The organism is Stenotrophomonas sp. MYb57, assembly GCF_002966815.1.
Lineage (GTDB): Bacteria > Pseudomonadota > Gammaproteobacteria > Xanthomonadales > Xanthomonadaceae > Stenotrophomonas > Stenotrophomonas indicatrix.
Window position 1 is genome coordinate 888,518 of sequence record NZ_CP023271.1, and the last position, 26,495, is coordinate 915,012.

At 63.3% G+C, this 26,495-nt stretch carries 20 protein-coding genes and 4 tRNA genes; 23 read left to right on the forward strand and 1 reads right to left on the reverse strand.

The window, feature by feature from the left end:
- Nucleotides 1-65 precede the first annotated feature (65 nt).
- A complete protein-coding gene (locus tag CLM74_RS03965; RefSeq protein ID WP_105163494.1) occupies nt 66-2,804 on the reverse strand; it encodes a TonB-dependent receptor in 2,739 nt (912 codons plus the stop codon).
- Between the two features lie 170 nt (nt 2,805-2,974).
- Between CLM74_RS03965 and CLM74_RS03970 the strand changes: the two genes are divergently transcribed.
- The 23 genes from CLM74_RS03970 to rplW all read left to right on the forward strand — a co-directional run bounded on the left by CLM74_RS03970 (nt 2,975) and on the right by rplW (nt 26,494).
- Entirely contained in the window at nt 2,975-3,994 is a 1,020-nt protein-coding gene (locus tag CLM74_RS03970; RefSeq protein WP_025879157.1) for a cyanophycinase, read from the forward strand.
- Nucleotides 3,995-4,105: 111 nt separating this feature from the next.
- On the forward strand, nt 4,106-5,116 hold the full coding sequence (locus CLM74_RS03975) for an isoaspartyl peptidase/L-asparaginase (RefSeq protein ID WP_033830429.1): 1,011 nt from the start codon (nt 4,106-4,108) through the stop codon (nt 5,114-5,116).
- Between the two features lie 142 nt (nt 5,117-5,258).
- Nucleotides 5,259-5,344, forward strand: a tRNA-Tyr gene (locus CLM74_RS03980).
- Between the two features lie 26 nt (nt 5,345-5,370).
- Nucleotides 5,371-5,444: transfer RNA gene (locus CLM74_RS03985), tRNA-Gly, on the forward strand.
- Between the two features lie 48 nt (nt 5,445-5,492).
- A tRNA-Thr gene (locus CLM74_RS03990) sits at nt 5,493-5,568 on the forward strand.
- Nucleotides 5,569-5,607: 39 nt separating this feature from the next.
- Nucleotides 5,608-6,798 (forward strand): elongation factor Tu, encoded by a 1,191-nt coding sequence (gene tuf, locus CLM74_RS03995; RefSeq protein ID WP_032977440.1) that lies wholly within the window; start codon nt 5,608-5,610, stop codon nt 6,796-6,798.
- Between the two features lie 101 nt (nt 6,799-6,899).
- Nucleotides 6,900-6,975, forward strand: a tRNA-Trp gene (locus CLM74_RS04000).
- Nucleotides 6,976-7,023: 48 nt separating this feature from the next.
- Nucleotides 7,024-7,437 carry a preprotein translocase subunit SecE gene (gene secE / locus CLM74_RS04005; protein WP_025879351.1) on the forward strand — a complete coding sequence of 138 codons (414 nt, stop codon included), beginning with the start codon at nt 7,024-7,026 and terminating at the stop codon, nt 7,435-7,437.
- Between the two features lie 10 nt (nt 7,438-7,447).
- The gene (gene nusG, locus CLM74_RS04010) at nt 7,448-8,008 is read left to right on the forward strand and encodes a transcription termination/antitermination protein NusG (RefSeq protein WP_025879350.1); all 561 of its coding nucleotides are present in this window, start codon (nt 7,448-7,450) and stop codon (nt 8,006-8,008) included.
- A gap of 196 nt (nt 8,009-8,204) precedes the next feature.
- The gene (gene rplK / locus CLM74_RS04015) at nt 8,205-8,633 is read left to right on the forward strand and encodes a 50S ribosomal protein L11 (RefSeq protein ID WP_004145248.1); all 429 of its coding nucleotides are present in this window, start codon (nt 8,205-8,207) and stop codon (nt 8,631-8,633) included.
- A 4-nt stretch (nt 8,634-8,637) separates the two neighbouring features.
- Nucleotides 8,638-9,336, forward strand: coding sequence for a 50S ribosomal protein L1 (gene rplA / locus CLM74_RS04020; protein WP_025879349.1), 699 nt, complete (start codon nt 8,638-8,640; stop codon nt 9,334-9,336).
- A 387-nt stretch (nt 9,337-9,723) separates the two neighbouring features.
- The gene (gene rplJ / locus CLM74_RS04030; protein ID WP_033830430.1) at nt 9,724-10,260 is read left to right on the forward strand and encodes a 50S ribosomal protein L10; all 537 of its coding nucleotides are present in this window, start codon (nt 9,724-9,726) and stop codon (nt 10,258-10,260) included.
- A 63-nt stretch (nt 10,261-10,323) separates the two neighbouring features.
- Nucleotides 10,324-10,689, forward strand: coding sequence for a 50S ribosomal protein L7/L12 (rplL, locus tag CLM74_RS04035; RefSeq protein ID WP_025879347.1), 366 nt, complete (start codon nt 10,324-10,326; stop codon nt 10,687-10,689).
- 326 nt (nt 10,690-11,015) lie between these two features.
- Entirely contained in the window at nt 11,016-15,170 is a 4,155-nt protein-coding gene (gene rpoB, locus CLM74_RS04040) for a DNA-directed RNA polymerase subunit beta (RefSeq protein WP_025879346.1), read from the forward strand.
- An 89-nt stretch (nt 15,171-15,259) separates the two neighbouring features.
- Complete coding sequence (gene rpoC, locus CLM74_RS04045) at nt 15,260-19,501, forward strand: DNA-directed RNA polymerase subunit beta' (protein ID WP_025879345.1); 4,242 nt, start codon at nt 15,260-15,262, stop codon at nt 19,499-19,501.
- 395 nt (nt 19,502-19,896) lie between these two features.
- Entirely contained in the window at nt 19,897-20,271 is a 375-nt protein-coding gene (rpsL, locus tag CLM74_RS04050; protein WP_025879344.1) for a 30S ribosomal protein S12, read from the forward strand.
- A 12-nt stretch (nt 20,272-20,283) separates the two neighbouring features.
- Nucleotides 20,284-20,751 (forward strand): 30S ribosomal protein S7, encoded by a 468-nt coding sequence (gene rpsG, locus CLM74_RS04055; RefSeq protein ID WP_025879343.1) that lies wholly within the window; start codon nt 20,284-20,286, stop codon nt 20,749-20,751.
- Nucleotides 20,752-20,889: 138 nt separating this feature from the next.
- Complete coding sequence (fusA, locus tag CLM74_RS04060; protein WP_025879342.1) at nt 20,890-23,031, forward strand: elongation factor G; 2,142 nt, start codon at nt 20,890-20,892, stop codon at nt 23,029-23,031.
- 51 nt (nt 23,032-23,082) lie between these two features.
- A complete protein-coding gene (tuf, locus tag CLM74_RS04065) occupies nt 23,083-24,273 on the forward strand; it encodes an elongation factor Tu (RefSeq protein ID WP_032977440.1) in 1,191 nt (396 codons plus the stop codon).
- 333 nt (nt 24,274-24,606) lie between these two features.
- A complete protein-coding gene (gene rpsJ, locus CLM74_RS04070) occupies nt 24,607-24,918 on the forward strand; it encodes a 30S ribosomal protein S10 (RefSeq protein ID WP_010341589.1) in 312 nt (103 codons plus the stop codon).
- An 11-nt stretch (nt 24,919-24,929) separates the two neighbouring features.
- Nucleotides 24,930-25,580 (forward strand): 50S ribosomal protein L3, encoded by a 651-nt coding sequence (gene rplC, locus CLM74_RS04075; protein ID WP_025879301.1) that lies wholly within the window; start codon nt 24,930-24,932, stop codon nt 25,578-25,580.
- A 12-nt stretch (nt 25,581-25,592) separates the two neighbouring features.
- Nucleotides 25,593-26,198: a 50S ribosomal protein L4 gene (gene rplD / locus CLM74_RS04080; protein ID WP_025879302.1), complete on the forward strand. Its 606-nt coding sequence runs from the start codon at nt 25,593-25,595 to the stop codon at nt 26,196-26,198.
- Nucleotides 26,195-26,494, forward strand: a complete 300-nt coding sequence (gene rplW, locus CLM74_RS04085; protein WP_025879303.1) for a 50S ribosomal protein L23 — start codon at nt 26,195-26,197, stop codon at nt 26,492-26,494. The genes rplD and rplW overlap by 4 nt, the downstream gene beginning before the upstream one ends.
- Nucleotide 26,495 lies beyond the last annotated feature (1 nt).

Below are 26,495 nucleotides of genomic sequence, written 5' to 3' on the forward strand. Positions count from 1 at the left end.
GCAGGCGGTCAAAAAAAGACCCCCGCCGAAGCGGGGGTCTGTGGCGAGCCAGCAGCAGGGCGTCCTTACAGCGCGCTGCCACCGAACTTGTGGGTGTACTGCAGGTTGATGGTACGGCCGACGCTGTCGAACCAGGACACGTCGTAGTACGGGTACGCCGTATAGGTCTTGTCCTTCGGCGGCATCTTGTTGAACACATTGACCACCGACAGCGACAACCGCGAGTGATCGTCGAAGCGGTACTGCAGCGAAGCGTTGTAGCGGTAGGTCGCCTTGATCCACGGGCTGTCGCCGCTTTCCTCGTCGAACACCTGGTCGTAGCTGTCCGAGGTCGGCAGCTTGCCCAGGCGCGAGCCGTACACGGTGGCCGACCAGGCGTCCTTTTCCCAGGTCACGCTGACGCTGGTCTTGGTGCGGGGAATATCGAAGCCGCTGTTGATCGCGAACTGGTCTTCGGTCACATCGCCGGCATAGCGCTGGAAGTCATGCTTCTTCACCCAGGTGTGGGTGCCATTGAAGATGAAGTCGCCGATGCCGGTCTGCAGGCGGTAGCGCAGGCCGACGTCGATGCCGGAGGTGGACTCGCGCGCCACGTTGATCGGATTGACGTGCACACCGTACAGACGGCCGTCGGCGGTGCGGGTGATGCGGGCCAGGGCATCCACGCAGGTCGGCGAGCCGATGTCGGCGCTGCCCAGCCGGCAGTTCGCTTCGCTGGCCAGGATCGTACGCACGTCCATGTCCTGCACCTGGTCGCGCATGTCGATGTTGAACCAGTCGGCCGACAGGTCCAGGCCGGTGGCCGGCGACCACACGAAGCCCGCGCTCCAGGAGGTGCTGGTTTCCGGTTCCAGCTCGCGGTTGCCACTGCGGCTGCGGATCACGTTGCGCTCGTAATCCGCGCAATCATCGGCGGCGTCGGCGCGGCAGTTGTACAGATCTTCCGCGCTGGTCTCATCGTTGCCCGGGCCGGCGAACACATAGTGCAGGTCCGGCGCACGGAACGCGGTGCCGTACGAGCCGCGCACCAGCAGCGTGTCGATCGGGCGCCATTCCAGGCCGCCGCTCCAGGTCGCCTTGCCGATGGTGTGGCCCGAATAGCGATACTGGTCGTAACGGCCGGCCACGCTCAGGTTGACCGTCTCATGCAGCGGCATGCGCAGCTCGGCGGCAGTCGCCCAGCGGTTGCGCGAGCCCTTGCCGTCCGAATCCTTCCAGCTGTAGTAGTAATAGCCGGTCGCCAGCGGGTCCGGGTTGAGCGCGTAGGCCTGCTGGCCCACTTCCACCGTCGCGGCAAAGCCGGCATCGCCGCCAGGCAGGGTGAACAGCGCCCCATTGGTCAGGGTCAACGCAGCCGTCTCGGTGCGCGACTTCGGCGTATAGGTGGTGCGTGCGGCGATCGAATCGTACTCGGCACGGGTCAGCGGCCGGTACAGGCGCGACGGATCGGCGTTGTAGATCGGGAAGCCGTCCTCGTCCTCGCCCAGCTGCGGGCCCAGGAACAGGTCGTTGGCCTTGGATGCGATGATCTGCGCCCAGCTGATCCGCGACTGGTACTGCGAATGGCTCAGTGCTGCTTCGTAGTCCCAGTTGCCGGTCAGGTTGCCCTTGAAGCCGGTGGTCACGCTGAAGGTCTTCTGCGTGCTGCGCACCATCGCATTGTCCAGCCCGCCCATTTCCTCGGGCGAGAACTGGCGCTGCCAGAACTCGATCTCGCCGGTGGCTTCATTGTTGAAGTAACCCGACTCATCGCCGTCGGCGGCCATGCGGCCCCACTTGGTGACATCGCGCATCAGCGACATCGTGTGGTAGCCCAGCTGCACGTCGGCGAACCACTGCTGGCCGTTGTCGAAGTCGTAGCTGAGCGAGGCATAGCCGTTGGCGCCGCGGCGCTTGCTGAGGATCGTGCCGTAGCCGATCGAGCTGTCGCTGCCGCAGTAGTAGCCGTAGCGCGGACGGAACGCGCGGTAGGTGCTGCCCTGGTTCTGCCCGGCCAACGCCTCGCAGGTCGCCGCGCCCGGGTCCAGGTAGTCATCGTTGTAATCGGTGCGCAGGTAGGAACGACGGGCGATGCGCGCGCCTTCGGTCGGGCCGTCCTGCGTCGAGTCCTGGATGTCGCGGTCGTAGGCCCACAGCGGCGTCTGCGACTGCAGTTCGACGCTGTACACCGCGTTGAAGTTGCCGCTGCTGAAGCCGCTGGCCAGGCTCATGTCGAACGACTCACCACCGCCTTCGGTGGTGGTGCCCATGCGCATGTCGATGGTGGTGCCATCGGCCTTCTTCTTCAGGATGAAATTGACCACGCCGGCGATTGCATCCGAGCCGTAGATCGCCGACGCGCTGCCGGTCAGCACTTCAATGCGGTCGATCATGCCCAGCGGAATGTTGGACACATCGGTGAAGTTGCTGCGGCCCTTGAACGGCATCGGGAAGTCGGCGATGCGACGGCCGTTGACCAGCACCAGGGTGTGGTTCGGCCCCAACCCGCGCAGGTCGACCTGCTGCGCACCCGGCGAGAAATCGGCCCCTCCGGAGGACTGCTGGCTCTGCGTCTCACCGCCGTTCTGGGTCATCGCGCGCAGCACGTCCGGCACGGTGGTGAAGCCGCTGGAGCGGATCTGCTCTGCGTTGATGACAGTGATCGGCGCCGGTCCTTCCATCTGGGCGCGCGGGATGCGTGAGCCGGTCACCTGCACCGCATCCAGCTGTTGTACCGAAGAGGAAGCGGGAGTCTGTGCCGCCGCCGAAGCAGCAACGCCCATCAACGCCAGCTGGATCGACCACGCCATCGCCTGTCTACGCATGAGAAATTCTCGGAAGTAATGCCGGCCCACAGAGGAGGGGCCCTGTCCCCCATTCACATTTCAGGAATGGGCGCGCGCATTTAACGCCTTTTTCATGTCCTTGACTACTGGGAATATGTCTGGCAAAGAGTGAAAACGGTTGCAGGTCGTTTTTGTTCAGGGAGATCAAAATGCGACGCCTTCGCTACGGGCTGCGTGGCCCGCTCATCGCCTTGCTGCTGTCGGCGCTCTTCTGGTCATCGCCAGCGGCGGCACAGGAACTGATGGACCCGGGCTTCGCCTACTACGAAGTGGGCGATCTGGATGCACCGCGGCCTGGCCCGCGAGCCCCCGCGATGATGCTGATGGGCGGTGGCGAATGGGTGCCTGAAGCCTTCCAGTGGTGGCTGCGCCAGGCCGGCAATGGCCGTGTGCTGATCCTGCGCGCCTCCGGCACCGATGAGCTGCAGGACCGTCTGTACCGGGAGATTGGCGGCACCACCGCCGTGCAGACCCTGGTGTTCGACAACCGCCGCGGCGCCGATGACCCGGCCGTGCTGCGGGTCGTGGCCGCGGCCGATGCGATCTTCATCGCCGGCGGCGATCAGTCCCGTTACATCCGCTTCTGGAAGGGCACCGCGCTCAATCGCGCGCTGAATGCCCACGTGCGCGCCGGCAAGCCGATTGCCGGCACCAGCGCCGGGCTGGCCATCCTCGGCGGCTACGCCTATGGCGCACTGGATGGCGGCAGCATCGATTCGGCCAGCGCCATGGCCGACCCGATGGGCGAGGCGGTGACCCTGGACCGCGGCTTCCTGCAGTTGCCCTATCTGCAGCGGGTGGTCACCGACACCCACTTCGACAAGCGCGACCGTCTCGGTCGCCTGATCGTGTTCGTGGCTCGCGCCGCGCATGACAGCGGTGACCCGGACATGGTCGGCATCGGCGTCGACGAAGACACGGCCCTGTGCGTGGAGCCTGACGGCCAGGCCCAGGTTTACAGTGCCGACGGCGAAGGCAAGGTCTGGGTGGTCAGCCCCGGACGCGATGCCGACCGGCTGGTGGAAGGCGAACCGCTGCGCTTCCATGCGGTGCCGGTCACCGTGGTTGCCAGCGGCAGTCGCATGCGCCTGGACGACCTGCAGGCCGACGCGGCCTACCAGGCTTTGGCTGAAATCAGCGATGGCGAGATTGAAGTCGTCCGCCAATGATCCGGTAGCGCCGGGCCATGCCCGGCGGATGCCGTCGCGCTGTGCCTTCCACCGGGCATGGCCCGACGCTACCGTGCAATCCAATCCTTGTCCTGCTGGAGATCTGCTTCCATGAAACTGCGCCTGGCGCTGTCCGCGCTGTTGTCCCTGCCACTGCTGGCCCAGGCCGCACCCACCGCATCACCGCTGCTGGTCATCCACGGCGGTGCCGGGGTGGAGCGCAAGGATCTCTCCGCGGCAGAAGAACAGGCCGCGCGCGCTGCGCTGAAGGCGGCATTGCTGAAGGGCCATGCCGAACTTGCAGCCGGGCGTCCGGCACTGGCGGCGGTCACCGCGGCCATCACCGTGCTCGAGGATGATCCGACCTTCAACGCGGGCAAGGGCGCGGTGTTCACCCACGAAGGCCGCAATGAACTGGACGCGGCGGTGATGGATGGTGCCACCCAGGCGGCCGGAGCAGTGGCCGGCGTGCAGCGCGTGCGCAATCCGATCCTCCTGGCGCAGGCGGTGATGCAGAAGTCCAGGCACGTGATGATGGTGGGGCAGGGCGCCGAAGCCTTCGCCACCGAACAGGGCGTGACCCTGGTCGACCCCTCCTACTTCCGCACCGACAAGCGCTGGCAGCAGCTGCAGCGTGCATTGAAGGAAGAAGCGAGCGGGCAGGCGCATGCCGACCTGGAAACCGCAAAGCACTTCGGCACGGTCGGTGCGGTCGCCCTGGATGCACAGGGGCATCTTGCTGCAGGCACCTCCACTGGCGGCATGACCAACAAGCGCTATGGACGTGTCGGCGATTCGCCGATCATCGGTGCCGGCACCTGGGCCGATGCGCGTTGTGCGGTGTCAGGTACCGGTTGGGGCGAGTACTACATCCGTACCGCGGCAGCCCATGAGATCTGCGCGCGCATGCGCTACCTCGGTCAGTCGCCGGAACAGGCGGGCAAGGGCGTGATCAACGACGCGATTCCGCAGATGGGCGGCGACGGCGGGGCGATCGTGCTCTCTGCAGATGGAAAAGCGGCAGCGCCGTTCAACACCCAGGGCATGTATCGGGGCTGGATCGGGGCCGATGGCGTTGCCCATGTGGCCATCTTTGCCGACGAGACAATCGCGCTGCCTTGAGCAGACCCTTGCGTATCAAGGGGTTTGCGACGCGCGTGAAAAAAAGTGAAAAAAAGCGTTGACAGACCCCCGCTTCATCTCCAGAATTGCGGGCTCACCACCACACACCGCAACGCTTCGGCGGCACGGAATGGGGTGGTAAGGAGGGATACCCAAGCGGCCAACGGGGGCAGACTGTAAATCTGCTGGCTTACGCCTTCGGTGGTTCGAATCCACCTCCCTCCACCAGCTTCACGTTGTGGCACATTCCCGGTGCGGGAGTAGTTCAATGGTAGAACCTCAGCCTTCCAAGCTGATGGTGCGGGTTCGATTCCCGTCTCCCGCTCCATTGAATGAACTTTGAATATTATCGAGTTCATGCCATAATGCAAAACTCGCTCACATAGCTCAGTCGGTAGAGCACTTCCTTGGTAAGGAAGAGGTCGAAGGTTCGATTCCTTTTGTGAGCACCATCTTCAGCACCACACCAGACGAATTCGAGATAAGCAGCCATGGCCAAGGGTAAGTTCGAGCGCACCAAGCCGCACGTCAATGTCGGCACCATCGGTCACGTCGACCACGGCAAGACCACGCTGACCGCCGCACTGACCAAGATCGGTGCCGAGCGCTTTGGTGGCGAGTTCAAGGATTACTCCGCGATCGACGCCGCGCCGGAAGAAAAGGCACGTGGCATCACGATCTCGACCGCGCACGTCGAATACGAATCCACCGTTCGTCACTACGCCCACGTCGATTGCCCGGGCCATGCTGACTACGTCAAGAACATGATCACCGGTGCTGCCCAGATGGACGGCGCGATCCTGGTGTGCTCGGCCGCTGACGGCCCGATGCCGCAGACCCGCGAGCACATCCTGCTGTCGCGTCAGGTTGGCGTGCCGTACATCGTCGTGTTCCTGAACAAGGCCGACATGGTTGACGATGCCGAGCTGCTGGAACTGGTCGAAATGGAAGTCCGCGAGCTGCTGAGCAAGTACGACTTCCCGGGCGACGACACCCCGATCATCTCGGGTTCGGCCCGCCTGGCGCTGGAAGGCGACCAGAGCGACATCGGCGTGCCGGCCGTCATCAAGCTGGTCGAGGCGCTGGACACCTGGATCCCGACCCCGGAGCGTGACGTCGACAAGGCGTTCCTGATGCCGGTCGAAGACGTGTTCTCGATCTCGGGCCGCGGCACCGTGGTGACCGGTCGTATCGAGCGCGGCGTGATCAAGGTCGGCGAAGAAATCGAAATCGTCGGCATCCGTCCGGTGCAGAAGACCACCGTGACCGGCGTGGAAATGTTCCGCAAGCTGCTGGACCAGGGTCAGGCAGGCGACAACGCCGGTCTGCTGCTGCGCGGCACCAAGCGTGACGACGTCGAGCGTGGCCAGGTTCTGGCCAAGCCGGGTTCGATCAAGCCGCACACCAAGTTCGACGCCGAAGTGTACGTGCTGTCGAAGGATGAAGGCGGCCGTCACACCCCGTTCTTCAAGGGCTACCGTCCGCAGTTCTACTTCCGTACCACCGACATCACCGGTGCGGTCGAGCTGCCGGAAGGCGTCGAGATGGTGATGCCGGGCGACAACGTGAAGATGGTTGTCACCCTGATCAACCCGGTCGCCATGGACGCCGGCCTGCGCTTCGCCATCCGCGAAGGTGGCCGTACCGTCGGTGCTGGCGTGGTTGCCAACATCCTCGAGTAAGCCTGCATGCCGGCGGTCGCATAGCGCTGCCGGTCTGGCGAGTGGCGGGCCGGGAACCTCGGTCCGCCTTCGCCGTCTAAGGGAAGGCAAGTTTTCAACGTACGCCAGTAGCTCAATTGGCAGAGCAGCGGTCTCCAAAACCGCAGGTTGGGGGTTCGAGTCCCTCCTGGCGTGCCATCTGCCCACCTTACCGAGCGGCCCTGCCGCTAAAGCAGACACAGCCTGATGAATAGCAAGATCGAACATTCCAAGGACACCTCCGCGCAAGGCGGGGATATCGTCAAGTACGTCCTCGCATCGTTGCTGGTGCTGGCAGGTCTGTTCGTCTGGTTCTGGTTCTCCGCCGACTCCGGTCGCGCTGCCCAGCTGGGCGCGTGGGCGGGTCAGCTGCGTGCGTTGGCGGTCGTGGTCGGCCTGGTTGGCGGTATCGGCGTGTTCATGCTGACCGGCAAGGGGCGCGACACCCGCGAATTCCTCTCCGAGTCGCGCTTTGAACTGCGTAAAGTGGTTTGGCCGACCCGCCAGGAAGCCATTCGCATGACCTGGGTGGTGATTGTCGTCGTCCTGATTCTCAGCTTGCTGCTGGGCGGGTTCGACTTCTTCATCCAGAAACTGACTCAGTGGTTCCTGAGCCGCTAAGGAGAAATGCATGAAGCGTTGGTACGTCGTTCACGCCTATTCGGGCTTCGAGAAGTCGGTGGCGCAGGCTCTGCGCGATCGCATCGTCCGTGACGGCATGGAAGAGCGCTTCGGCGACGTCCTGGTTCCGACCGAGGAAGTGATCGAAATGCGCGCCGGCCAGAAGCGCCGTTCCGAGCGCAAGTTCTTCCCGGGTTACGTGCTGGTCCAGATCGAGACCCACGAAGAAGCCGGTATTCCGCGCATCGACAACGAAAGCTGGCATCTGGTCAAGGAAACCCCGCGCGTCATGGGCTTCATCGGCGGAACCGCTGATCGTCCGCTGCCGATCGCCGACTCCGAGGCCGAGGCGATCCTGAACCGTGTCCAGGAAGGCGTCGAGAAGCCGCGTCCGAAGGTGCTGTTCGAGCCGGGCCAGATGGTCCGCGTCACCGAGGGTCCGTTCAACGACTTCAATGGTGTCGTCGAAGAGGTCAATTACGAGAAGAGCCGTCTGCGCGTCTCGGTGTTGATCTTCGGTCGCGCCACCCCGGTCGAACTTGAGTTCGGTCAGGTCGAAAAGGCCGTCTGATCTGCATTCATCTGCCGCTTCAGGCATGTGAAGAAAAAACCTGATATGCTGCGCGGCTCCCGTTGGGAAGCTGGCGGGACGAGGCCACCGAAAGGTGGCCTTCGGCATGATTTCAAAACGCGATGCCGGGACGCGTGATTCCCGGTCCGATGGGGAGCCTGTTGTCGCAAGGCGCTAGCACCCGGAGAGTACTCACATGGCAAAGAAAGTTGTCGGTTATATCAAGCTGCAGGTGAAGGCCGGTCAGGCCAACCCCTCGCCGCCGGTCGGTCCTGCGCTGGGTCAGCGCGGCCTGAACATCATGGAATTCTGCAAGGCCTTCAATGCCGCCACGCAGAAGCTCGAGCCGGGTCTGCCGGTTCCGGTGATCATCACGGCCTATTCGGACCGTACGTTCACCTTCATCACCAAGAGCACTCCGGCCACCACCCTGCTGAAGAAGGCCGCTGGCATCTCGTCGGGCTCCAAGCGCCCGAACACCGAGAAGGTCGGCAAGGTCACCCGTAAGCAGCTGGAAGAGATCGCCAAGGCGAAGGAACCGGATCTGACTGCCGCCGACCTGGACGCCGCCGTGCGTACCATCGCTGGCTCTGCCCGTTCCATGGGCCTCGTGGTGGAGGGTTAAGAAGATGGCACAGACCAAGCGTGAGAAGGCCATCAAGGCCGCTATCGTTCCGGGCAAGGCATACGCCTTCGAGGACGCAATCAACATCCTGAAGACCGCCACCAAGGCCAAGTTCGTCGAGTCGATCGACGTTGCTGTGCGCCTGGGCGTCGACGCGAAGAAGTCCGACCAGCAGGTCCGTGGCTCCACCGTGCTGCCGGCTGGTACCGGCAAGTCGGTCCGCGTCGCTGTCTTCGCTCCGGCCGGTGCCAAGGCTGATGAAGCCCTGGCCGCTGGCGCCGAAGCCGTCGGTATGGACGACCTGGCCGAGAAGATGCAGGCCGGCGATCTGAACTACGACGTCGTGATCGCGACCCCGGACGCAATGCGCGTTGTCGGTAAGCTGGGTACCGTGCTGGGCCCGCGCGGCCTGATGCCGAACCCGAAGGTCGGCACCGTCTCCCCGAACCCGGGTGAGGCTGTGAAGAATGCCAAGTCGGGTCAGGTGCGTTACCGCACCGACAAGGCCGGCATCATCCACTGCACCATCGGCAAGGCCGACTTCGCCGAAGACGCGCTGAAGTCGAACCTGACCGCGCTGCTGCTGGACCTGATCAAGGCCAAGCCGGCCACCTCGAAGGGCACCTACCTGCAGAAGGTTTCGGTCAGCTCGACGATGGGCCCGGGCGTCACCGTCGACCAGTCGTCGCTGAGCCTGAAGTAATCGTTTCAAGCGGTCGCGGGTCCCTCGGGCCCCGCGACCGTGACATTTGAAGGCATCGCCGGCAACCCATCGCCGGTGGTAGCCGTCAAAGACCGCAGGTGCGGTCGTGGTATGTCGGCGACGGGCACGGAAGCTCGAATTGGCAGGGAGTCGCCGCCGAAGCAGCCATGACCGCTTAATCGATTCCCCGGAATCACCCTGCGTAGATGGTGCCCTTCTGGAGTTTTTCTGGTTCACGCACGTCTGGGATTTCCCAGGTTGGCCCACTCCAGGTCTAGAACGGCCCACCCCCGGAACATCATTCCGATGTTCCCGGCGTCCAGGACGGATGCTGCACAGGACCGCACACGGCAGGAGCCGTAAGCGGAGTTCAATTGGAGGAGTGCAATGGCTCTCAATCTGTCCCAGAAGCAAGAAGTAGTCGCGGAGCTGGCAGAAATTGCTGGTAAGGCACACTCCTTGATCGCAGCCGAATACGCTGGCACCACGGTCGCTCAGATGACCGCGATGCGTAAGCAGGCGCGTGAAACCGGCGTTTTCTTGAAAGTTGTCAAGAACACCCTGGCTTCGCGTGCCGTTGAAGGCACCGAGTTCGCATGTGCGCAGGACAAGCTGGTTGGTCCGCTGCTGTATGCGTTCTCGCTTGAGGAGCCCGGCGCTGCCGGTCGCCTGATCAAGGATGCCGCCAAGGGCAACGACAAGCTGCAGGCCAAGGTCGTCGCCATCGGTGGCGAAGTGTTCCCGGCAAGCCATGTCGACGTGTTGGCCTCGCTGCCGACCCGTGACCAGGCCCTGGCAATGCTGGCCCGCGTCCTGACCGAGCCGGTCACGATGTTCGCCCGCGCCATCAAGGCAATCGGCGACAAGCAGAATGGTGGCGACGTCGCCGCCGACGCTGCTGAACCGGCCGCCGAGACCGCCTGAGTTTCGACTAATCGTGGTTCCTGACGGAACCTCAATCCAGAAAAACATCCAAAGGTAATTATCATGTCCCTTACCAACGAACAGATCGTCGACGCCATCGCCGAGAAGTCCCTGATGGAAGTGATGGAGCTGGTCAAGGCCATCGAAGAGAAGTTCGGCGTCTCCGCCGCTGCTCCGGTCGCCGCTGCTGTGGCTGGCCCGGCTGCCGTCGTTGAAGAGCAGACCGAATTCGTCGTCACCCTGAAGACCGCTGGCGACAAGAAGGTCGAAGTCATCAAGGCCGTCCGCGCCATCACCGGCCTGGGCCTGAAGGAAGCGAAGGACCTGGCCGAAGCCGGCGGCGTCCTGAAGGACAACGCTTCGAAGGACGAAGCCGAGAAGATGAAGAAGGACCTGGAAGCTGCTGGCGCGACTGTCGAAGTCAAGTAAGCACTTCCATTGCGTCGCCATCGAAATCCGGCGATGCAGCCAAGGCTGGGGGCGTAAGCCCCCGGCCTTTGGTCGTTGTTGTAGGCCCGGCCAATCGTGGCGCGGTTCTACGGAAATACGGTGAAAAAGCCCAACACGGGCTGCGGTCAAACCCTGGCCGACCAGCGCAACGCGCGGCGGCGGGGGAGTGGATGCAGACGAGTTGGCAGTTGGAAGTAGCGGGAGAAGGCGTGCTGGTGCCGGCAATACCAGCGACTTCCAACTGACAATTTCAAGTTCCCTTCGGGTCGTGGGCGCACGACTCGCACAACAAGGTGGAAGACCTCATGACGTCCTATTCGTTCACCGAAAAAAAGCGTATCCGCAAGGATTTCGGCAAGCAGCGTTCGATTCTCGAAGTGCCGTTCCTGCTCGCCATCCAGGTGGATTCCTACCGTGAATTCCTGCAGGAAAACGTCGATCCGGCCAAGCGCACGGACCACGGCCTGCACGCTGCACTGAAGTCGGTCTTCCCGATCGCCAGCTACAGCGGCAATGCTGCCCTGGAATACGTCGGCTACAAGCTGGGCGATCCGGTCTTCGACGAGCGTGAGTGCCGTCAGCGTGGCATGAGCTACGGTGCGCCGCTGCGCGTGACCGTGCGCCTGGTGATCTACGACCGCGAGTCGTCGACCAAGGCCATCAAGTACGTGAAGGAGCAGGAGGTCTACCTCGGCGAAATCCCGCTGATGACCGACAACGGCACCTTCATCGTCAACGGCACCGAGCGCGTCATCGTCTCGCAGCTGCACCGCTCGCCGGGCGTGTTCTTCGACCACGACCGTGGCAAGACCCACAGCTCGGGCAAGCTGCTGTACAGCGCCCGCATCATTCCTTACCGCGGCTCCTGGCTGGACTTCGAGTTCGACCCGAAGGACGCGCTGTTCACCCGTATCGACCGTCGCCGCAAGCTGCCGGTGTCGATCCTGCTGCGTGCGCTTGGCTACAGCAACGAAGAGATGCTGGCCGAGTTCTTCGAGATCAACACCTTCCACATCAACCCGGATGAAGGCGTCCAGCTGGAGCTGGTGCCCGAGCGCCTGCGCGGCGAAACCCTGGGCTTCGACCTCGCCGACGGCGACAAGGTCATCGTGGAAGCCGGCAAGCGCATCACCGCGCGCCACATCAAGCAGCTGGAAGCCTCGGGCATCGCCGCCCTGGCCGTGCCGGACGACTACATCGTCGGCCGCATCCTGTCGCACGACGTGGTCGATGCCTCGACCGGCGAACTGCTGGCCCAGGCCAACGACGAAATCACCGACGAACAGCTGCAGGCCTTCCGCAAGGCCGGCGTCGATGCCGTGGGCACCCTGTGGGTGAACGACCTGGATCGTGGCCCGTACCTGTCCAACACCCTGCGCATCGATCCGACCAAGACCCAGCTGGAAGCCCTGGTCGAGATCTACCGCATGATGCGTCCGGGCGAGCCGCCGACCAAGGATGCCGCGCAGAACCTGTTCCACAACCTGTTCTTCACCTTCGAGCGCTACGACCTGTCCGCAGTCGGCCGCATGAAGTTCAACCGTCGCGTGGGCCGCAAGGAAACCACCGGCGAAGCCGTGCTGTACGACCGCAAGTACTACGGCGAGCGCAACGACGAAGAGTCCAAGCGCCTGGTTGCCGCACACGGCGACAGCTCGGACATCCTGGACGTGATCAAGGTCCTGACCGAGATCCGCAACGGTCGCGGCGTGGTCGATGACATCGATCACCTGGGCAACCGTCGCGTGCGTTCGGTCGGTGAAATGGCCGAGAACGTGTTCCGCGTGGGCCTGGTCCGCGTCGAGCGCGCGGTCAAGGAACGCCTGTCGATGGCGGAGTCGGAAGGCCTGACCCCGCAGGAGCTGATCAACGCCAAGCCGGTGGCTGCGGCGATCAAGGAATTCTTCGGCTCCTCGCAGCTGTCGCAGTTCATGGATCAGAACAACCCGCTGTCGGAAGTCACGCACAAGCGTCGCGTCTCGGCCCTGGGCCCGGGCGGCCTGACCCGTGAGCGCGCCGGCTTCGAAGTGCGCGACGTGCACCCGACCCATTACGGCCGCGTCTGCACCATCGAAACGCCGGAAGGCCCGAACATCGGCCTGATCAACTCGCTGGCCGTGTACGCCCGCACCAACCAGTACGGTTTCCTCGAGACCCCGTACCGCAAGGTCGTGGACGGCAAGGTCTTCGACGAAGTCGAGTTCCTGTCGGCCATCGAAGAAAACGAGTACGTCATCGCCCAGGCCAACGCCCTGACCGATGCCAACAGCGTGCTGACCGAGCAGTTCGTCCCCTGCCGTTACCAGGGCGAATCGCTGCTGAAGCCGCCGGCGGAAGTCCACTTCATGGACGTCTCGCCGATGCAGACCGTGTCGATCGCGGCCGCGCTGGTTCCGTTCCTGGAGCACGATGACGCCAACCGCGCACTGATGGGCGCCAACATGCAGCGTCAGGCCGTGCCGACCCTGCGTGCGCAGAAGCCGCTGGTCGGTACCGGCATCGAGCGCGCCGTGGCGCGTGACTCGGGCGTGACCGTGAACGCCCGTCGTGGTGGTGAGATCGTGCAGATCGACGCCGCCCGCATCGTGGTCAAGGTCAACGAAGCCGAGATCACCGACGCGTCCGACGCCGGCGTGGACATCTACAACCTGATCAAGTACACCCGCTCCAACCAGAACACCTGCATCAACCAGCGTCCGCTGGTGGAAGTGGGCAACGTGGTGGCGCGTGGCGACGTGCTGGCCGATGGTCCGTCCACCGACATCGGTGAACTGGCCCTGGGCCAGAACATGCTGATCGCCTTCATGCCGTGGAACGGCTACAACTTCGAAGACTCCATCCTGCTCTCCGAGCGCGTGGTGGAAGAGGATCGCTACACCACGATCCACATCGAAGAGCTGACCTGCGTTGCGCGTGACACCAAGCTGGGGCCGGAGGAAATCTCGGCCGACATCCCGAACGTTTCCGAGCAGGCGCTGAACCGCCTGGACGAAAGCGGCGTGGTGTACATCGGTGCCGAAGTCCGCGCCGGCGACATCATGGTCGGCAAGGTGACCCCGAAGGGCGAAAGCCAGCTGACCCCGGAAGAGAAGCTGCTGCGCGCGATCTTCGGCGAGAAGGCTTCGGACGTGAAGGACAGCTCGCTGCGCGTGCCCCCGGGCATGGACGGCACCGTCATCGACGTGCAGGTCTTCACCCGCGATGGCATCGAGAAGGACAAGCGCGCCCGTCAGATCGAAGAATCTGAAATCAAGCGCGTCAAGAAGGACTTCGACGACCAGTTCCGCATCCTGGAAGCAGCCATCTATGCCCGTCTGCGTTCGCAGATCGTCGGCAAGGTGGTCAACGGTGGCGCCGGCCTGAAGAAGGGCGACGTCATCTCCGACGCCTACCTGGATGGCCTGAAGAAGGCCGACTGGTTCGTGCTGCGCATGAAGGACGAGGACGCCGCCGAAGCCATCGAGCGCGCACAGAAGCAGATCCAGGCGCACGAGAAGGAATTCGAGCGTCGCTTCGCCGACAAGCGCGGCAAGATCACCGCTGGCGACGACCTCGCCCCGGGCGTGCTGAAGATGGTCAAGGTGTTCCTGGCAGTGAAGCGCCGCATCCAGCCGGGCGACAAGATGGCAGGCCGCCACGGCAACAAGGGTGTGGTGTCCAACGTGGTGCCGGTCGAGGACATGCCGTACATGGCCTCGGGCGAAACCGTGGACATCGTGCTGAACCCGCTGGGCGTGCCGTCGCGTATGAACATCGGGCAGATCCTGGAAGTGCACCTGGGCTGGGCAGCCAAGGGTCTGGGTCGCAAGATCCAGGCAATGCTGGAAGCCCAGGCCGCGGTCGCCGACCTGCGCAAGTTCCTGGACGACATCTACAACCACGATGACACCAACGTGGCCAACCGTGTCGACCTGTCGCAGTTCAGCGACGAGGAACTGCTGCGCCTGGCCCGCAACCTGTTCGACGGCGTGCCGATGGCAACGCCGGTGTTCGACGGTGCCACCGAAGCGGAAATCAAGCGCATGCTGGAACTGGCCGACCTGCCGAGCAGTGGCCAGACCCAGCTGTATGACGGCCGCACCGGTGAAGCCTTCGATCGCCACACCACCGTTGGCTACATGCACTACCTGAAGCTGAACCACCTGGTCGACGACAAGATGCACGCCCGTTCGACCGGTCCGTACTCGCTCGTCACCCAGCAGCCGCTGGGCGGCAAGGCGCAGTTCGGCGGCCAGCGCTTCGGTGAAATGGAAGTCTGGGCGCTGGAAGCCTACGGCGCGGCCTACACCCTGCAGGAAATGCTGACGGTGAAGTCCGATGACGTGCAGGGCCGCAACCAGATGTACAAGAACATCGTCGACGGTGAGCACGAGATGGTCGCGGGCATGCCGGAATCCTTCAACGTCCTGGTGAAGGAAATCCGCTCGCTGGCCATCAACATGGAACTGGAAGACAACTGATCCATGCCGGCGCGGCGGCCACCGCCGCCGCGCCGCTGGCAGTGAACTGAAAGCCCATCGACACAGCATTCCTCCTTCTGGAGAACACCATGAAAGACCTGCTCAACCTCTTCAACCAGCAGCGCCAGACGCTGGACTTCGACGCGATCAAGATCGCGCTGGCTTCGCCGGACCTGATCCGTTCGTGGTCCTTCGGCGAAGTGAAGAAGCCGGAAACCATCAACTACCGTACCTTCAAGCCGGAACGTGACGGCCTGTTCTGCGCCGCCATCTTCGGACCGGTCAAGGACTACGAGTGCCTGTGCGGCAAGTACAAGCGCATGAAGCACCGCGGCGTGGTCTGCGAGAAGTGCGGCACCGAAGTGACCCTGGCCAAGGTGCGTCGCGAGCGCATGGGCCACATCGACCTGGCCTCGCCGGTCGCGCACATCTGGTTCCTGAAGTCGCTGCCGTCGCGCATCGGCCTGATGCTGGACATGACCCTGCGCGATATCGAGCGCGTGCTGTACTTCGAAGCCTACGTGGTGACCGAGCCGGGCCTGACCGCCCTGGAGCGCCGCCAGCTGCTGACCGAAGAACAGTACCTGCAGGCCCGCCAGGAGCATGGCGACGACTTCGACGCCGCCATGGGCGCCGAGGCCGTGTACGAACTGCTGCGCACCATCGACCTGCAGTCGGAAATGACCCGCCTGCGCGAAGAGATCGCCAGCACCGGTTCGGAAACCAAGCTGAAGCGACTGACCAAGCGCATCAAGCTGATCGAAGCCTTCCTGGAATCGGGCAACCGTCCGGAGTGGATGGTCATGACCGTCCTGCCGGTGCTGCCGCCGGACCTGCGTCCGCTGGTTCCGCTGGATGGTGGCCGCTTCGCGACCTCCGATCTGAACGACCTGTACCGCCGTGTCATCAACCGCAACAACCGCCTGCGCCGCCTGCTCGAACTGAGCGCGCCGGACATCATCGTGCGCAATGAAAAGCGCATGCTGCAGGAATCGGTCGATGCGCTGCTGGACAACGGCCGTCGCGGCCGTGCCATCACCGGCACCAACAAGCGCCCGCTGAAGTCGCTGGCCGACATGATCAAGGGCAAGCAGGGTCGTTTCCGCCAGAACCTGCTCGGCAAGCGCGTCGACTACTCGGGCCGATCGGTCATCGTGGTCGGTCCGTACCTGCGCCTGCACCAGTGCGGCCTGCCGAAGAAGATGGCGCTCGAACTGTTCAAGCCGTTCGTGTTCGCCAAGCTGCAGCGTCGTGGCCTGGCCACCACCATCAAGGCCGCCAAGAAGCTGGTCGAGCGCGAAGAAGCCGAAGTCTGGGACATCCTGGAAGAGGTCATCCGCGAGCATCCGGTGATGCTGAACCGTGCGCCGACCCTGCACCGTCTGGGCATCCAGGCCTTCGAGCCGGTCCTGATCGAAGGCAAGGCCATCCAGCTGCACCCGCTGGTCTGCACCGCGTTCAACGCCGACTTCGACGGTGACCAGATGGCCGTCCACGTGCCGCTTTCGCTGGAAGCCCAGCTGGAAGCGCGTGCGCTGATGATGTCCACCAACAACATCCTGTCGCCGGCCAACGGCGAGCCGATCATCGTGCCGTCGCAGGACGTCGTGCTGGGTCTGTACTACATGACCCGCTCGCTGGAAAACAAGAAGGGCGAGGGCATGGCCTTCGCCAACATCGCCGAAGTCAAGCGCGCCTACGACAACCGCGTGGTGGAACTGCACGCGCGCGTCAAGGTCCGCATCACCGAGGTGGTGACCGACGAGGAAGGCAACAAGCAGAGCAAGACCTCGATCGTGGATACCACCATCGGTCGCGCCCTGCTGGCTGAAATCCTGCCGGAAGGCCTGCCGTTCGCGCTGGCCAACACCGAGCTGACCAAGAAGAACATCAGCCGCCTGATCAACTCCAGCTACCGCCAGCTGGGTCTGAAGGACACGGTCGTGTTCGCCGACAAGCTGATGTACACCGGCTTCGCCTACGCGACCCGCGCCGGCGTCTCGATCGGCATCGACGACATGCTGATCCCGGACGAGAAGAAGGGCATCCTCACCGAGGCCGAAGCCGAAGTGCTGGAAATCCAGGAGCAGTACCAGTCGGGCCTGGTCACCGCCGGCGAGCGCTACAACAAGGTGGTCGACATCTGGTCGCGCACCAATGAGCGCATCGCCAAGGCGATGATGGACACCATCGGTACCGAGAAGGTCATCAATGCCAAGGGTGAGACCATCGACCAGAAGTCGATGAACTCCCTGTACATCATGGCCGACTCCGGTGCACGAGGCAGCCAGGCGCAGATCCGTCAGCTGGCCGGCATGCGTGGCCTGATGGCCCGTCCCGATGGCTCGATCATCGAGACGCCCATCAAGGCGAACTTCCGCGAAGGCCTGAACGTGCAGGAGTACTTCAACTCCACCCACGGTGCCCGTAAGGGTCTGGCCGATACCGCGCTGAAGACCGCGAACTCGGGTTACCTGACCCGTCGTCTGGTCGACGTGGCGCAGGACGTGGTGATCACCGAGGTGGATTGCGGTACCACCGAAGGCCTGATCATGACCCCGATCGTTGAAGGCGGCGACGTGGTCGAGCCGTTGAAGGATCGCGTGCTGGGTCGCGTGGTTGCCGAGGACGTGTTCCTGCCGGGCAACGACGAAGATCCGATCGTCACCCGCAACACCCTGCTCGACGAAGCATGGGTCGCCAAGCTTGAAGAGGCCAGCGTGCAGACCATCAAGGTCCGCTCGACGATCTCCTGCGAATCGGCCTTCGGCGTCTGCGCTCGCTGCTACGGCCGCGATCTGGCCCGTGGCCACCTGGTCAACATCGGTGAAGCGGTCGGCGTCATCGCCGCGCAGTCCATCGGTGAGCCGGGTACCCAGCTGACCATGCGTACGTTCCACATCGGTGGTGCGGCATCGCGAGCTGCTGCGGTCGACAACATCACCGTCAAGACCACCGGCTCGGTCAAGTTCAGCAACCTCAAGTCGGTTGCCCATGCCAATGGCTCGCTGGTCGCGGTGTCGCGCTCGGGTGAAATGTCGGTGCTCGATGCGCACGGCCGTGAGCGTGAGCGTTACAAGCTGCCGTACGGTGCGACCATCACCTCCAAGGACGGTGATGCGGTCAAGGCTGGCCAGACCGTGGCCAACTGGGATCCGCATAACCATCCGATCGTTTCGGAAGTGGCCGGTTTCATCCGCTTCATCGACTTCGTCGACGGCATTACCGTCATCGAGAAGACCGATGAGCTGACCGGCCTGGCGTCGCGCGAAATCACCGACCCGAAGCGCCGCGGCGCCCAGGCGAAGGATCTGCGCCCGATCGTCCGCATCGTCGATGGCAAGGGCAACGACCTGTCGATTCCGGGCACCGACCTGCCGGCGCAGTACCTGCTGCCGCCGCGCTCGATCGTCAACCTGCAGGACGGCGCTGCCGTCGGCGTGGGTGACGTGGTTGCCAAGATCCCGCAGGAAGCGTCGAAGACCCGCGACATCACCGGTGGTCTGCCGCGCGTGGCCGATCTGTTCGAAGCCCGCAAGCCGAAGGATCCGGCAGTGCTGGCCGAGCGTTCGGGCATCATCAGCTTCGGCAAGGACACCAAGGGCAAGCAGCGCCTGATCATCAAGGACACCGATGGTTCGGAGCACGAAGAGCTGATTCCGAAGTACCGTCAGGTCATCGTGTTCGAAGGTGAGCACGTGACCAAGGGCGAAACCATCGTCGACGGCGAGCCGAGCCCGCAGGACATCCTGCGTCTGCTGGGCGTCGAGCCGCTGGCCGCCTACCTGGTCAAGGAAATCCAGGACGTGTACCGCCTGCAGGGCGTGAAGATCAACGACAAGCACATCGAGGTGATCACCCGCCAGATGCTGCGCAAGGTCGAGATCACCGATCAGGGCAGCAGCAAGTTCCTGAACGGCGAACAGGTCGAGCGCCAGCGCGTCATCGAGGAAAATGCACGCCTGACCACCCGCAACGAGCTGATTGCTCGCTTCGATCCGGTCCTGCTGGGCATCACCAAGGCATCGCTGGCTACCGAATCGTTCATCTCGGCTGCTTCCTTCCAGGAAACCACCCGCGTGCTGACCGAGGCTGCCGTCCGCGGCACCAAGGACAACCTGCGCGGCCTGAAGGAAAACGTGATCGTCGGCCGTCTGATTCCGGCCGGTACCGGTCTGACCTACCACGCCAACCGCCGCCGCAATGCGAGCGGGCTGACGGACTCGGAAATGCAGACCCTGGCCGGCACCCCGGCAGCTGCAGCCGCCGTGGCCGTGGCAGCACCGGAAGTGGTGGTGGAGTCGACCGACGCCGAGCAGGCCGAGGATTGATCGGCCGGTCCGGCTCAGGCCGGACCTCGATCGGGCAGGGGGCGGCCATCGGCCGGTCCCTGCTTCATGGTCCGGCTCCGTGTCGGACACGTATCACGCAGGACCCGCCTCGGCGGGATCTGCACTCGAGGGCCCAGGCCGCTGGTCTGTTCGCCGTCGATGAGGTAGGATGCCGCCCCGGCCCAGCGATGGGTCGGGCGACAACCTGAACGGGGGGCATGGAGAAGGCTCCCCTGTAACGGCCCTGGATCAGGGCTGGCTTGGCGTGTGCGCATTTGACCGCGTTTTCGCCAGGTTGCTACAATCGTCTGTCTCAGCAGGCCGGTCTTTCGCCTGCTCGCACATATCCGCATTCATGGCCGGTTTTTTTCGGCCTCTCTCAGAAGAACATACTGATGGCGACGATCAATCAGCTTGTCCGCAAGCCGCGGCAGGCAACCACTTATAAGAGCGCCTCGCCGGCTCTCGAAAAGTGCCCCCAGCGCCGTGGCGTCTGCACGCGCGTTTACACCACTACTCCGAAGAAGCCGAACTCGGCCCTTCGCAAGGTTGCCAAGGTTCGCCTGACCAACCAGGAAGAAGTGATTTCCTACATCGGCGGTGAAGGCCACAACCTGCAGGAGCACTCCGTGGTCCTGATCCGTGGCGGTCGCGTCAAGGATCTGCCGGGTGTGCGTTACCACACCGTTCGTGGTTCGCTCGACGCCTCCGGCGTTGCCAAGCGTCGCCAGGGCCGTTCCAAGTACGGCGCCAAGCGTCCGAAGAGCTAAGGGAAAGCACACATGTCTCGTAAAGGTAATACGCCGCAGCGCGCAGTCCTGCCGGATCCGAAGCACGGAAGCGAAACCATCGCCCGTTTCATCAACATGGTGATGCTGAGCGGCAAGAAGTCGGTCGCTGAAAAGATCGTCTATGGCGCCATGGACGTGATCGGTGAGAAGAACCCGAATTCCGTCGAGCTGGTTCAGAAGGCTCTGGAAAACGTGGCTCCGTCGGTCGAAGTCAAGTCCCGCCGCGTCGGTGGTGCCACCTACCAGGTGCCGGTCGAAGTGCGCGCCTCGCGCAAGATGGCTCTGGCCATGCGTTGGCTGATCGACTCCGCGCGCAAGCGTGGTGAGAACACCATGCCGAAGAAGCTGGCCGCTGAACTGATCGACGCCTCGGAAAACCGTGGCGGCGCCATCAAGAAGCGCGAAGAAACCCACCGCATGGCCGAAGCCAACAAGGCATTCGCCCACTACCGCTGGTGAGTTTGACGGCCTTGTAAAACAGGCAGGGCAGCACCATTTCGGTGCTGCCTCGCGGCCCCAGAAGGGCTGCGCCAATCCGAAGGCCGCCGAAAGGCGGCGTTCGGCCATCCGAAATCCAAGAAATCTGAGAGGCTCCCCGTGGCCCGTTCCACTCCCATCGAGCGTTACCGCAATTTCGGCATCATGGCCCACATCGATGCCGGCAAGACCACCACGTCCGAGCGCATCCTGTTCTACACCGGCAAGAGCCACAAGATCGGTGAAGTGCATGACGGCGCCGCCACCATGGACTGGATGGAGCAGGAGCAGGAGCGTGGCATCACGATCCAGTCCGCTGCGACCACCGCGTTCTGGAAGGGCATGGACAAGTCCCTGCCGGAGCACCGCTTCAACATCATCGACACCCCCGGGCACGTCGACTTCACCATCGAAGTGGAGCGCTCGCTGCGCGTGCTCGACGGTGCCGTCTTCGTGCTGTGTGCCGTCGGTGGCGTGCAGCCGCAGTCGGAAACCGTGTGGCGCCAGGCCAACCGTTACAAGGTGCCGCGCATCGCGTTCGTCAACAAGATGGACCGCACCGGCGCCAACTTCACCAAGGTCGTCGGCCAGCTGAAGGCGAAGCTGGGTGCCAAGGCCGTTCCGATGCAGCTGCCGATCGGCGCTGAGGAAGGCTTCAAGGGCGTCGTCGATCTGCTGAAGATGAAGGCCATCCATTGGGATGAGGCTTCGCAGGGCATGAAGTTCGAGTACAGCGATGTGCCGGCCGACCTGCTGGCTGAAGCGACCGAAGCCCGTACCTTCATGATCGAAGCGGCTGCCGAAGCCAGCGAAGAGCTGATGGACAAGTACCTGGGCGGCGATGAGCTGACCGAGGCCGAGATCATCGAAGCCCTGCGCGTGCGCACCCTGGCGACCGACATCGTGCCGATGTACTGCGGCTCGGCGTTCAAGAACAAGGGCGTGCAGGCCATGCTGGACGGCGTGATCCAGCTGCTGCCGTCGCCGATCGACGTGCCGGACGTGACCGGTACCGACGTCGACGATGAAACCAAGGAAATGAGCCGCAAGTCTGACGACAAGGCTCCCTTCTCGGCCCTGGCCTTCAAGATCATCACCGACCCGTTCGTCGGCGCGCTGACCTTCTTCCGTGTCTACTCGGGCACGTTGAATGCAGGCGACCAGCTGCTGAACTCGGTGAAGGGCAAGAAGGAGCGCATCGGCCGTATCCTGCAGATGCACTCCAACAACCGTGAAGAAATCAAGGAAGTGCTGGCAGGCGACATCGCCGCCGCCGTGGGCCTGAAGGACACCACCACCGGTGACACCCTGTGCTCCATGGATCAGCCGATCATCCTCGAGCGCATGGTGTTCCCGGAGCCGGTCATCTCGATGGCCGTCGAGCCGAAGACCAAGTCCGACCAGGAAAAGATGGGTCTCGCACTGGGTCGTCTGGCCCAGGAAGATCCGTCGTTCCGCGTCAAGACCGACGAAGAATCCGGCCAGACCATCATCTCGGGCATGGGCGAGCTGCACCTGGACATCATCGTTGACCGCATGAAGCGCGAGTTCAACGTTGAAGCCAACGTCGGCAAGCCGCAGGTGGCTTACCGCGAAACGATCACCCTGTCGGACGTGAAGTCGGACTACAAGCACGCCAAGCAGTCCGGTGGTAAGGGTCAGTACGGTCACGTCGTGATCGAGCTGTCGCCGATCACCGATGCCGATCGTGCAGATCCGAAGATCGCCGCGGGTATCAAGGACGACTTCCTGTTCATCAACGACATCACCGGTGGCGTGATTCCGAAGGAATTCATTCCGTCGATTGAAAAGGGTCTGCGCGAAACCATCACCAACGGTCCGCTGGCTGGCTTCCCGGTCGTGGACGTCAAGGTGAAGCTGGTGTTCGGCTCGTACCACGACGTCGACTCCTCGGAAATGGCGTTCAAGCTCGCTTCCTCGATGGCCTTCAAGGAAGGCTTCCGCAAGGCCAAGCCGGTCCTGCTGGAGCCCATCATGAAGGTCGAGATCGTGACCCCGGAGGATTACCAGGGTGACGTGATGGGCGACGTGAGCCGTCGTCGCGGCGTTCTGCAGGGTTCTGATACCACCGGTGACGGTTCGGCCAGCATCATCAACGCGATGATCCCGCTGGGCGAAATGTTTGGCTACGCGACCTCGCTGCGTTCGCAGACCCAGGGCCGCGCCACCTTCACGATGGAATTTGACCACTACGAGCCGGCGCCGAACAACATCGCCGACGAAGTCATGAAGAAGTCCTGAGCGTAACGCTCAGGTCCTCCAAACCACTTACGAACTAAAAGGTAGAACGAAATGGCAAAGGGTAAGTTCGAGCGCACCAAGCCGCACGTCAACGTCGGCACCATCGGTCACGTCGATCATGGCAAGACCACGCTGACCGCCGCACTGACCAAGATCGGTGCCGAGCGCTTCGGTGGCGAGTTCAAGGATTACTCCGCGATCGACGCCGCGCCGGAAGAAAAGGCGCGTGGCATCACGATCTCGACCGCGCACGTCGAGTACGAATCCACCGTTCGTCACTACGCCCACGTCGATTGCCCGGGCCATGCTGACTACGTCAAGAACATGATCACCGGTGCTGCCCAGATGGACGGCGCGATCCTGGTGTGCTCGGCCGCTGACGGCCCGATGCCGCAGACCCGCGAGCACATCCTGCTGTCGCGTCAGGTCGGCGTGCCGTACATCGTCGTGTTCCTGAACAAGGCCGACATGGTTGACGATGCCGAGCTGCTGGAACTGGTCGAAATGGAAGTCCGCGAGCTGCTGAGCAAGTACGACTTCCCGGGCGACGACACCCCGATCATCTCGGGTTCGGCCCGCCTGGCGCTGGAAGGCGACCAGAGCGACATCGGCGTGCCGGCCGTCATCAAGCTGGTTGAGGCGCTGGACACCTGGATCCCGACCCCGGAGCGTGACGTCGACAAGGCGTTCCTGATGCCGGTCGAAGACGTGTTCTCGATCTCGGGCCGTGGCACCGTGGTGACCGGTCGTATCGAGCGCGGCGTGATCAAGGTCGGCGAAGAAATCGAAATCGTCGGCATCCGTCCGGTGCAGAAGACCACCGTGACCGGCGTGGAAATGTTCCGCAAGCTGCTGGACCAGGGTCAGGCAGGCGACAACGCCGGTCTGCTGCTGCGCGGCACCAAGCGTGACGACGTCGAGCGTGGCCAGGTTCTGGCCAAGCCGGGTTCGATCAAGCCGCACACCAAGTTCGATGCCGAAGTGTACGTGCTGTCGAAGGACGAAGGCGGCCGTCACACCCCGTTCTTCAAGGGCTACCGTCCGCAGTTCTACTTCCGTACCACCGACATCACCGGTGCGGTCGAGCTGCCGGAAGGCGTCGAGATGGTGATGCCGGGCGACAACGTGAAGATGGTTGTCACCCTGATCAACCCGGTCGCCATGGACGCCGGCCTGCGCTTCGCAATCCGCGAAGGTGGCCGTACCGTCGGTGCTGGCGTGGTTGCCAACATCCTCGAGTAATCTGCTAGACTCTGCGCCCCGATGTTGCCTGGGTAGGGCATCGGGGCGTATCAAACGGGAAAGTAGGCACAGGATGTGCCTTGTGTTCCCCGGACCAGGAAGGGTCAATGCCATTCAGGCGGCGTCAACAGGAGACTGTTGACAGCTGCCTTGCGTGCCATTATGCTTCTCCGTCTGGGCAGGCCGGTTTCATGGGTCTGCCTATGCATTTGGGGTCTACGGATTGACCTTGTCGGCCTGCGGGAATGCGGGCCGTCTGTATTCAGGGATTTCATGGGGCAAAGCAACCCAGAGGCTTTGTCTGTCGCTCTTTTATCGAAGGAACCTACCGCCATGGCGGACCAAAAGATCCGGATCCGGCTGAAAGCGTTCGATCATCGTCTGATCGACCGTTCGGCCAGCGAGATCGTTGAGACGGCGAAGCGGACCGGCGCGCAAGTGCGTGGCCCGATCCCGCTGCCGACCAAGATCGAGCGTTACACCATCCTCGTCTCCCCGCACGTCGACAAGGACGCGCGTGACCAGTACGAGACCCGCACGCACAAGCGCGTGCTCGATATCGTTGACCCGAATGACAAGACCGTGGACGCGCTGATGAAGCTCGAACTGGCTGCCGGCGTCGACGTTCAGATCAAGCTGACCTGAGGACTACGACCATGACGAAGAAGTATTCGTTGGGCTTCGTGGGCCGCAAGGCTGGCATGAGCCGCGTGTTCACCGAAGATGGCCGTTCCATCCCGGTGACCCTGATCGAAGCAACCCCCAACCGCATCGCGCAGATCAAGACCGTCGAAACTGACGGCTACAGCGCCGTGCAGGTGACCGTCGGTGCGCGTCGCGCTGCCCTGGTCAACAAGCCGGAAGCCGGCCACTTCGCCAAGGCGAAAGTGGAAGCGGGCCGTGGCCTGTGGGAATTCCGCGTTGAAGACGCCCAGCTCGGCGATTTCGCCGTGGGTGGCGAAGTCAAGGCGGACATCTTTGAAGTCGGCCAGATCGTCGACGTCCAGGGTGTCACCAAGGGTAAGGGCTTCCAGGGCACCATCAAGCGCTACAACTTCCGTATGGGTGACGCTACCCACGGCAACTCGCTGTCGCATCGCGCGCCGGGTTCGCTGGGTCAGCGCCAGACGCCCGGCCGCGTGTTCCCGGGTAAGAAGATGTCCGGTCACATGGGCGCCGTGCAGCAGAGCACCCAGAACCTGGAAGTTGTCAAGGTCGACGTCGAACGCGGTCTGATCGCGGTTCGCGGCGCCGTTCCGGGCGCGGCGGGTGGCGACGTGATCGTCCGTCCGGCGAGCAAGGCATAAGGAGAGATGACGATGGAACTCGTTATCACGGGTAGCAATAACAAGGTCTCGGTCTCCGACGCCGTGTTCGGTCGCGATTTCAGCGAAGATCTGGTTCACCAGGTCGTCGTTGCTTACCGCAACGCCGGTCGCGCCGGCACCAAGGCGCAGAAGACTCGCTCCGAAGTGGCAGGTACCACCAAGAAGTCGAAGAAGCAGAAGGGCGGCGGCGCGCGTCATGGCGCACTGACGGCTCCGATCTTCGTCGGCGGCGGTGTCACCTTCGCGGCAAAGCCGCGCAGCTTCGAGCAGAAGGTCAATCGTAAGCAGTACCGTGCCGCCATGTGCGCGATCCTGTCCGAGCTGAACCGTCAGGGCCGTCTGACCATCGTGGAGTCCTTCGATGTCGAAGCGACCAACACGAAGGCTCTGATCGCCAAGCTGGCCGGCCTGGAAGTGGGCAAGCGCCCGCTGATCGTCACTGAAGAAGCCTCCGAGCACCTGTACCTGTCGGCTCGCAACATTCCCTACGTGGAAGTGCGTGACGTCCAGGGCCTGGATCCGGTGTCGCTGGTCGGTGCCGACACGGTCGTCATCACCGCTGACGCGGTCAAGAAGGTCGAGGAGTGGCTGGCATGAACAGCAACGAAAAAATCTTCAGCGTGCTGCTCGCCCCGCGTGTCTCCGAAAAGACCGCGCGCCTGCAGGAACTCTCCAATCAGTACGTCTTCGAAATTTCGAACGAAGCCACCAAGGCCGATGTAAAGGCCGCGGTTGAGCAGCTGTTCGACGTCAAGGTCGAAGCAGTCAACGTGGTCAACGTCAAGGGCAAGAACAAGTCCTTCCGTAACCGTGCTGGCCGCCGCGGCGATTGGCGCAAGGCGTACGTTCGCCTGGCCGACGGCCAGTCGATCGATGTAACGGCCAAGGCCTGAG

What these genes read in the sequence shown, in the direction of transcription:
- CLM74_RS03965 (WP_105163494.1), bottom strand. Translation starts at nt 2,804, where the DNA reads ATGCGTAGACAGGCGATGGCGTGGTCGATCCAGCTGGCGTTGATGGGC.
- CLM74_RS03970 (WP_025879157.1), top strand. Translation starts at nt 2,975, where the DNA reads ATGCGACGCCTTCGCTACGGGCTGCGTGGCCCGCTCATCGCCTTGCTG.
- CLM74_RS03975 (WP_033830429.1), top strand. Translation starts at nt 4,106, where the DNA reads ATGAAACTGCGCCTGGCGCTGTCCGCGCTGTTGTCCCTGCCACTGCTG.
- tuf (WP_032977440.1), top strand. Translation starts at nt 5,608, where the DNA reads ATGGCCAAGGGTAAGTTCGAGCGCACCAAGCCGCACGTCAATGTCGGC.
- secE (WP_025879351.1), top strand. Translation starts at nt 7,024, where the DNA reads ATGAATAGCAAGATCGAACATTCCAAGGACACCTCCGCGCAAGGCGGG.
- nusG (WP_025879350.1), top strand. Translation starts at nt 7,448, where the DNA reads ATGAAGCGTTGGTACGTCGTTCACGCCTATTCGGGCTTCGAGAAGTCG.
- rplK (WP_004145248.1), top strand. Translation starts at nt 8,205, where the DNA reads ATGGCAAAGAAAGTTGTCGGTTATATCAAGCTGCAGGTGAAGGCCGGT.
- rplA (WP_025879349.1), top strand. Translation starts at nt 8,638, where the DNA reads ATGGCACAGACCAAGCGTGAGAAGGCCATCAAGGCCGCTATCGTTCCG.
- rplJ (WP_033830430.1), top strand. Translation starts at nt 9,724, where the DNA reads ATGGCTCTCAATCTGTCCCAGAAGCAAGAAGTAGTCGCGGAGCTGGCA.
- rplL (WP_025879347.1), top strand. Translation starts at nt 10,324, where the DNA reads ATGTCCCTTACCAACGAACAGATCGTCGACGCCATCGCCGAGAAGTCC.
- rpoB (WP_025879346.1), top strand. Translation starts at nt 11,016, where the DNA reads ATGACGTCCTATTCGTTCACCGAAAAAAAGCGTATCCGCAAGGATTTC.
- rpoC (WP_025879345.1), top strand. Translation starts at nt 15,260, where the DNA reads ATGAAAGACCTGCTCAACCTCTTCAACCAGCAGCGCCAGACGCTGGAC.
- rpsL (WP_025879344.1), top strand. Translation starts at nt 19,897, where the DNA reads ATGGCGACGATCAATCAGCTTGTCCGCAAGCCGCGGCAGGCAACCACT.
- rpsG (WP_025879343.1), top strand. Translation starts at nt 20,284, where the DNA reads ATGTCTCGTAAAGGTAATACGCCGCAGCGCGCAGTCCTGCCGGATCCG.
- tuf (WP_032977440.1), top strand. Translation starts at nt 23,083, where the DNA reads ATGGCAAAGGGTAAGTTCGAGCGCACCAAGCCGCACGTCAACGTCGGC.
- rpsJ (WP_010341589.1), top strand. Translation starts at nt 24,607, where the DNA reads ATGGCGGACCAAAAGATCCGGATCCGGCTGAAAGCGTTCGATCATCGT.
- rplC (WP_025879301.1), top strand. Translation starts at nt 24,930, where the DNA reads ATGACGAAGAAGTATTCGTTGGGCTTCGTGGGCCGCAAGGCTGGCATG.
- rplD (WP_025879302.1), top strand. Translation starts at nt 25,593, where the DNA reads ATGGAACTCGTTATCACGGGTAGCAATAACAAGGTCTCGGTCTCCGAC.
- rplW (WP_025879303.1), top strand. Translation starts at nt 26,195, where the DNA reads ATGAACAGCAACGAAAAAATCTTCAGCGTGCTGCTCGCCCCGCGTGTC.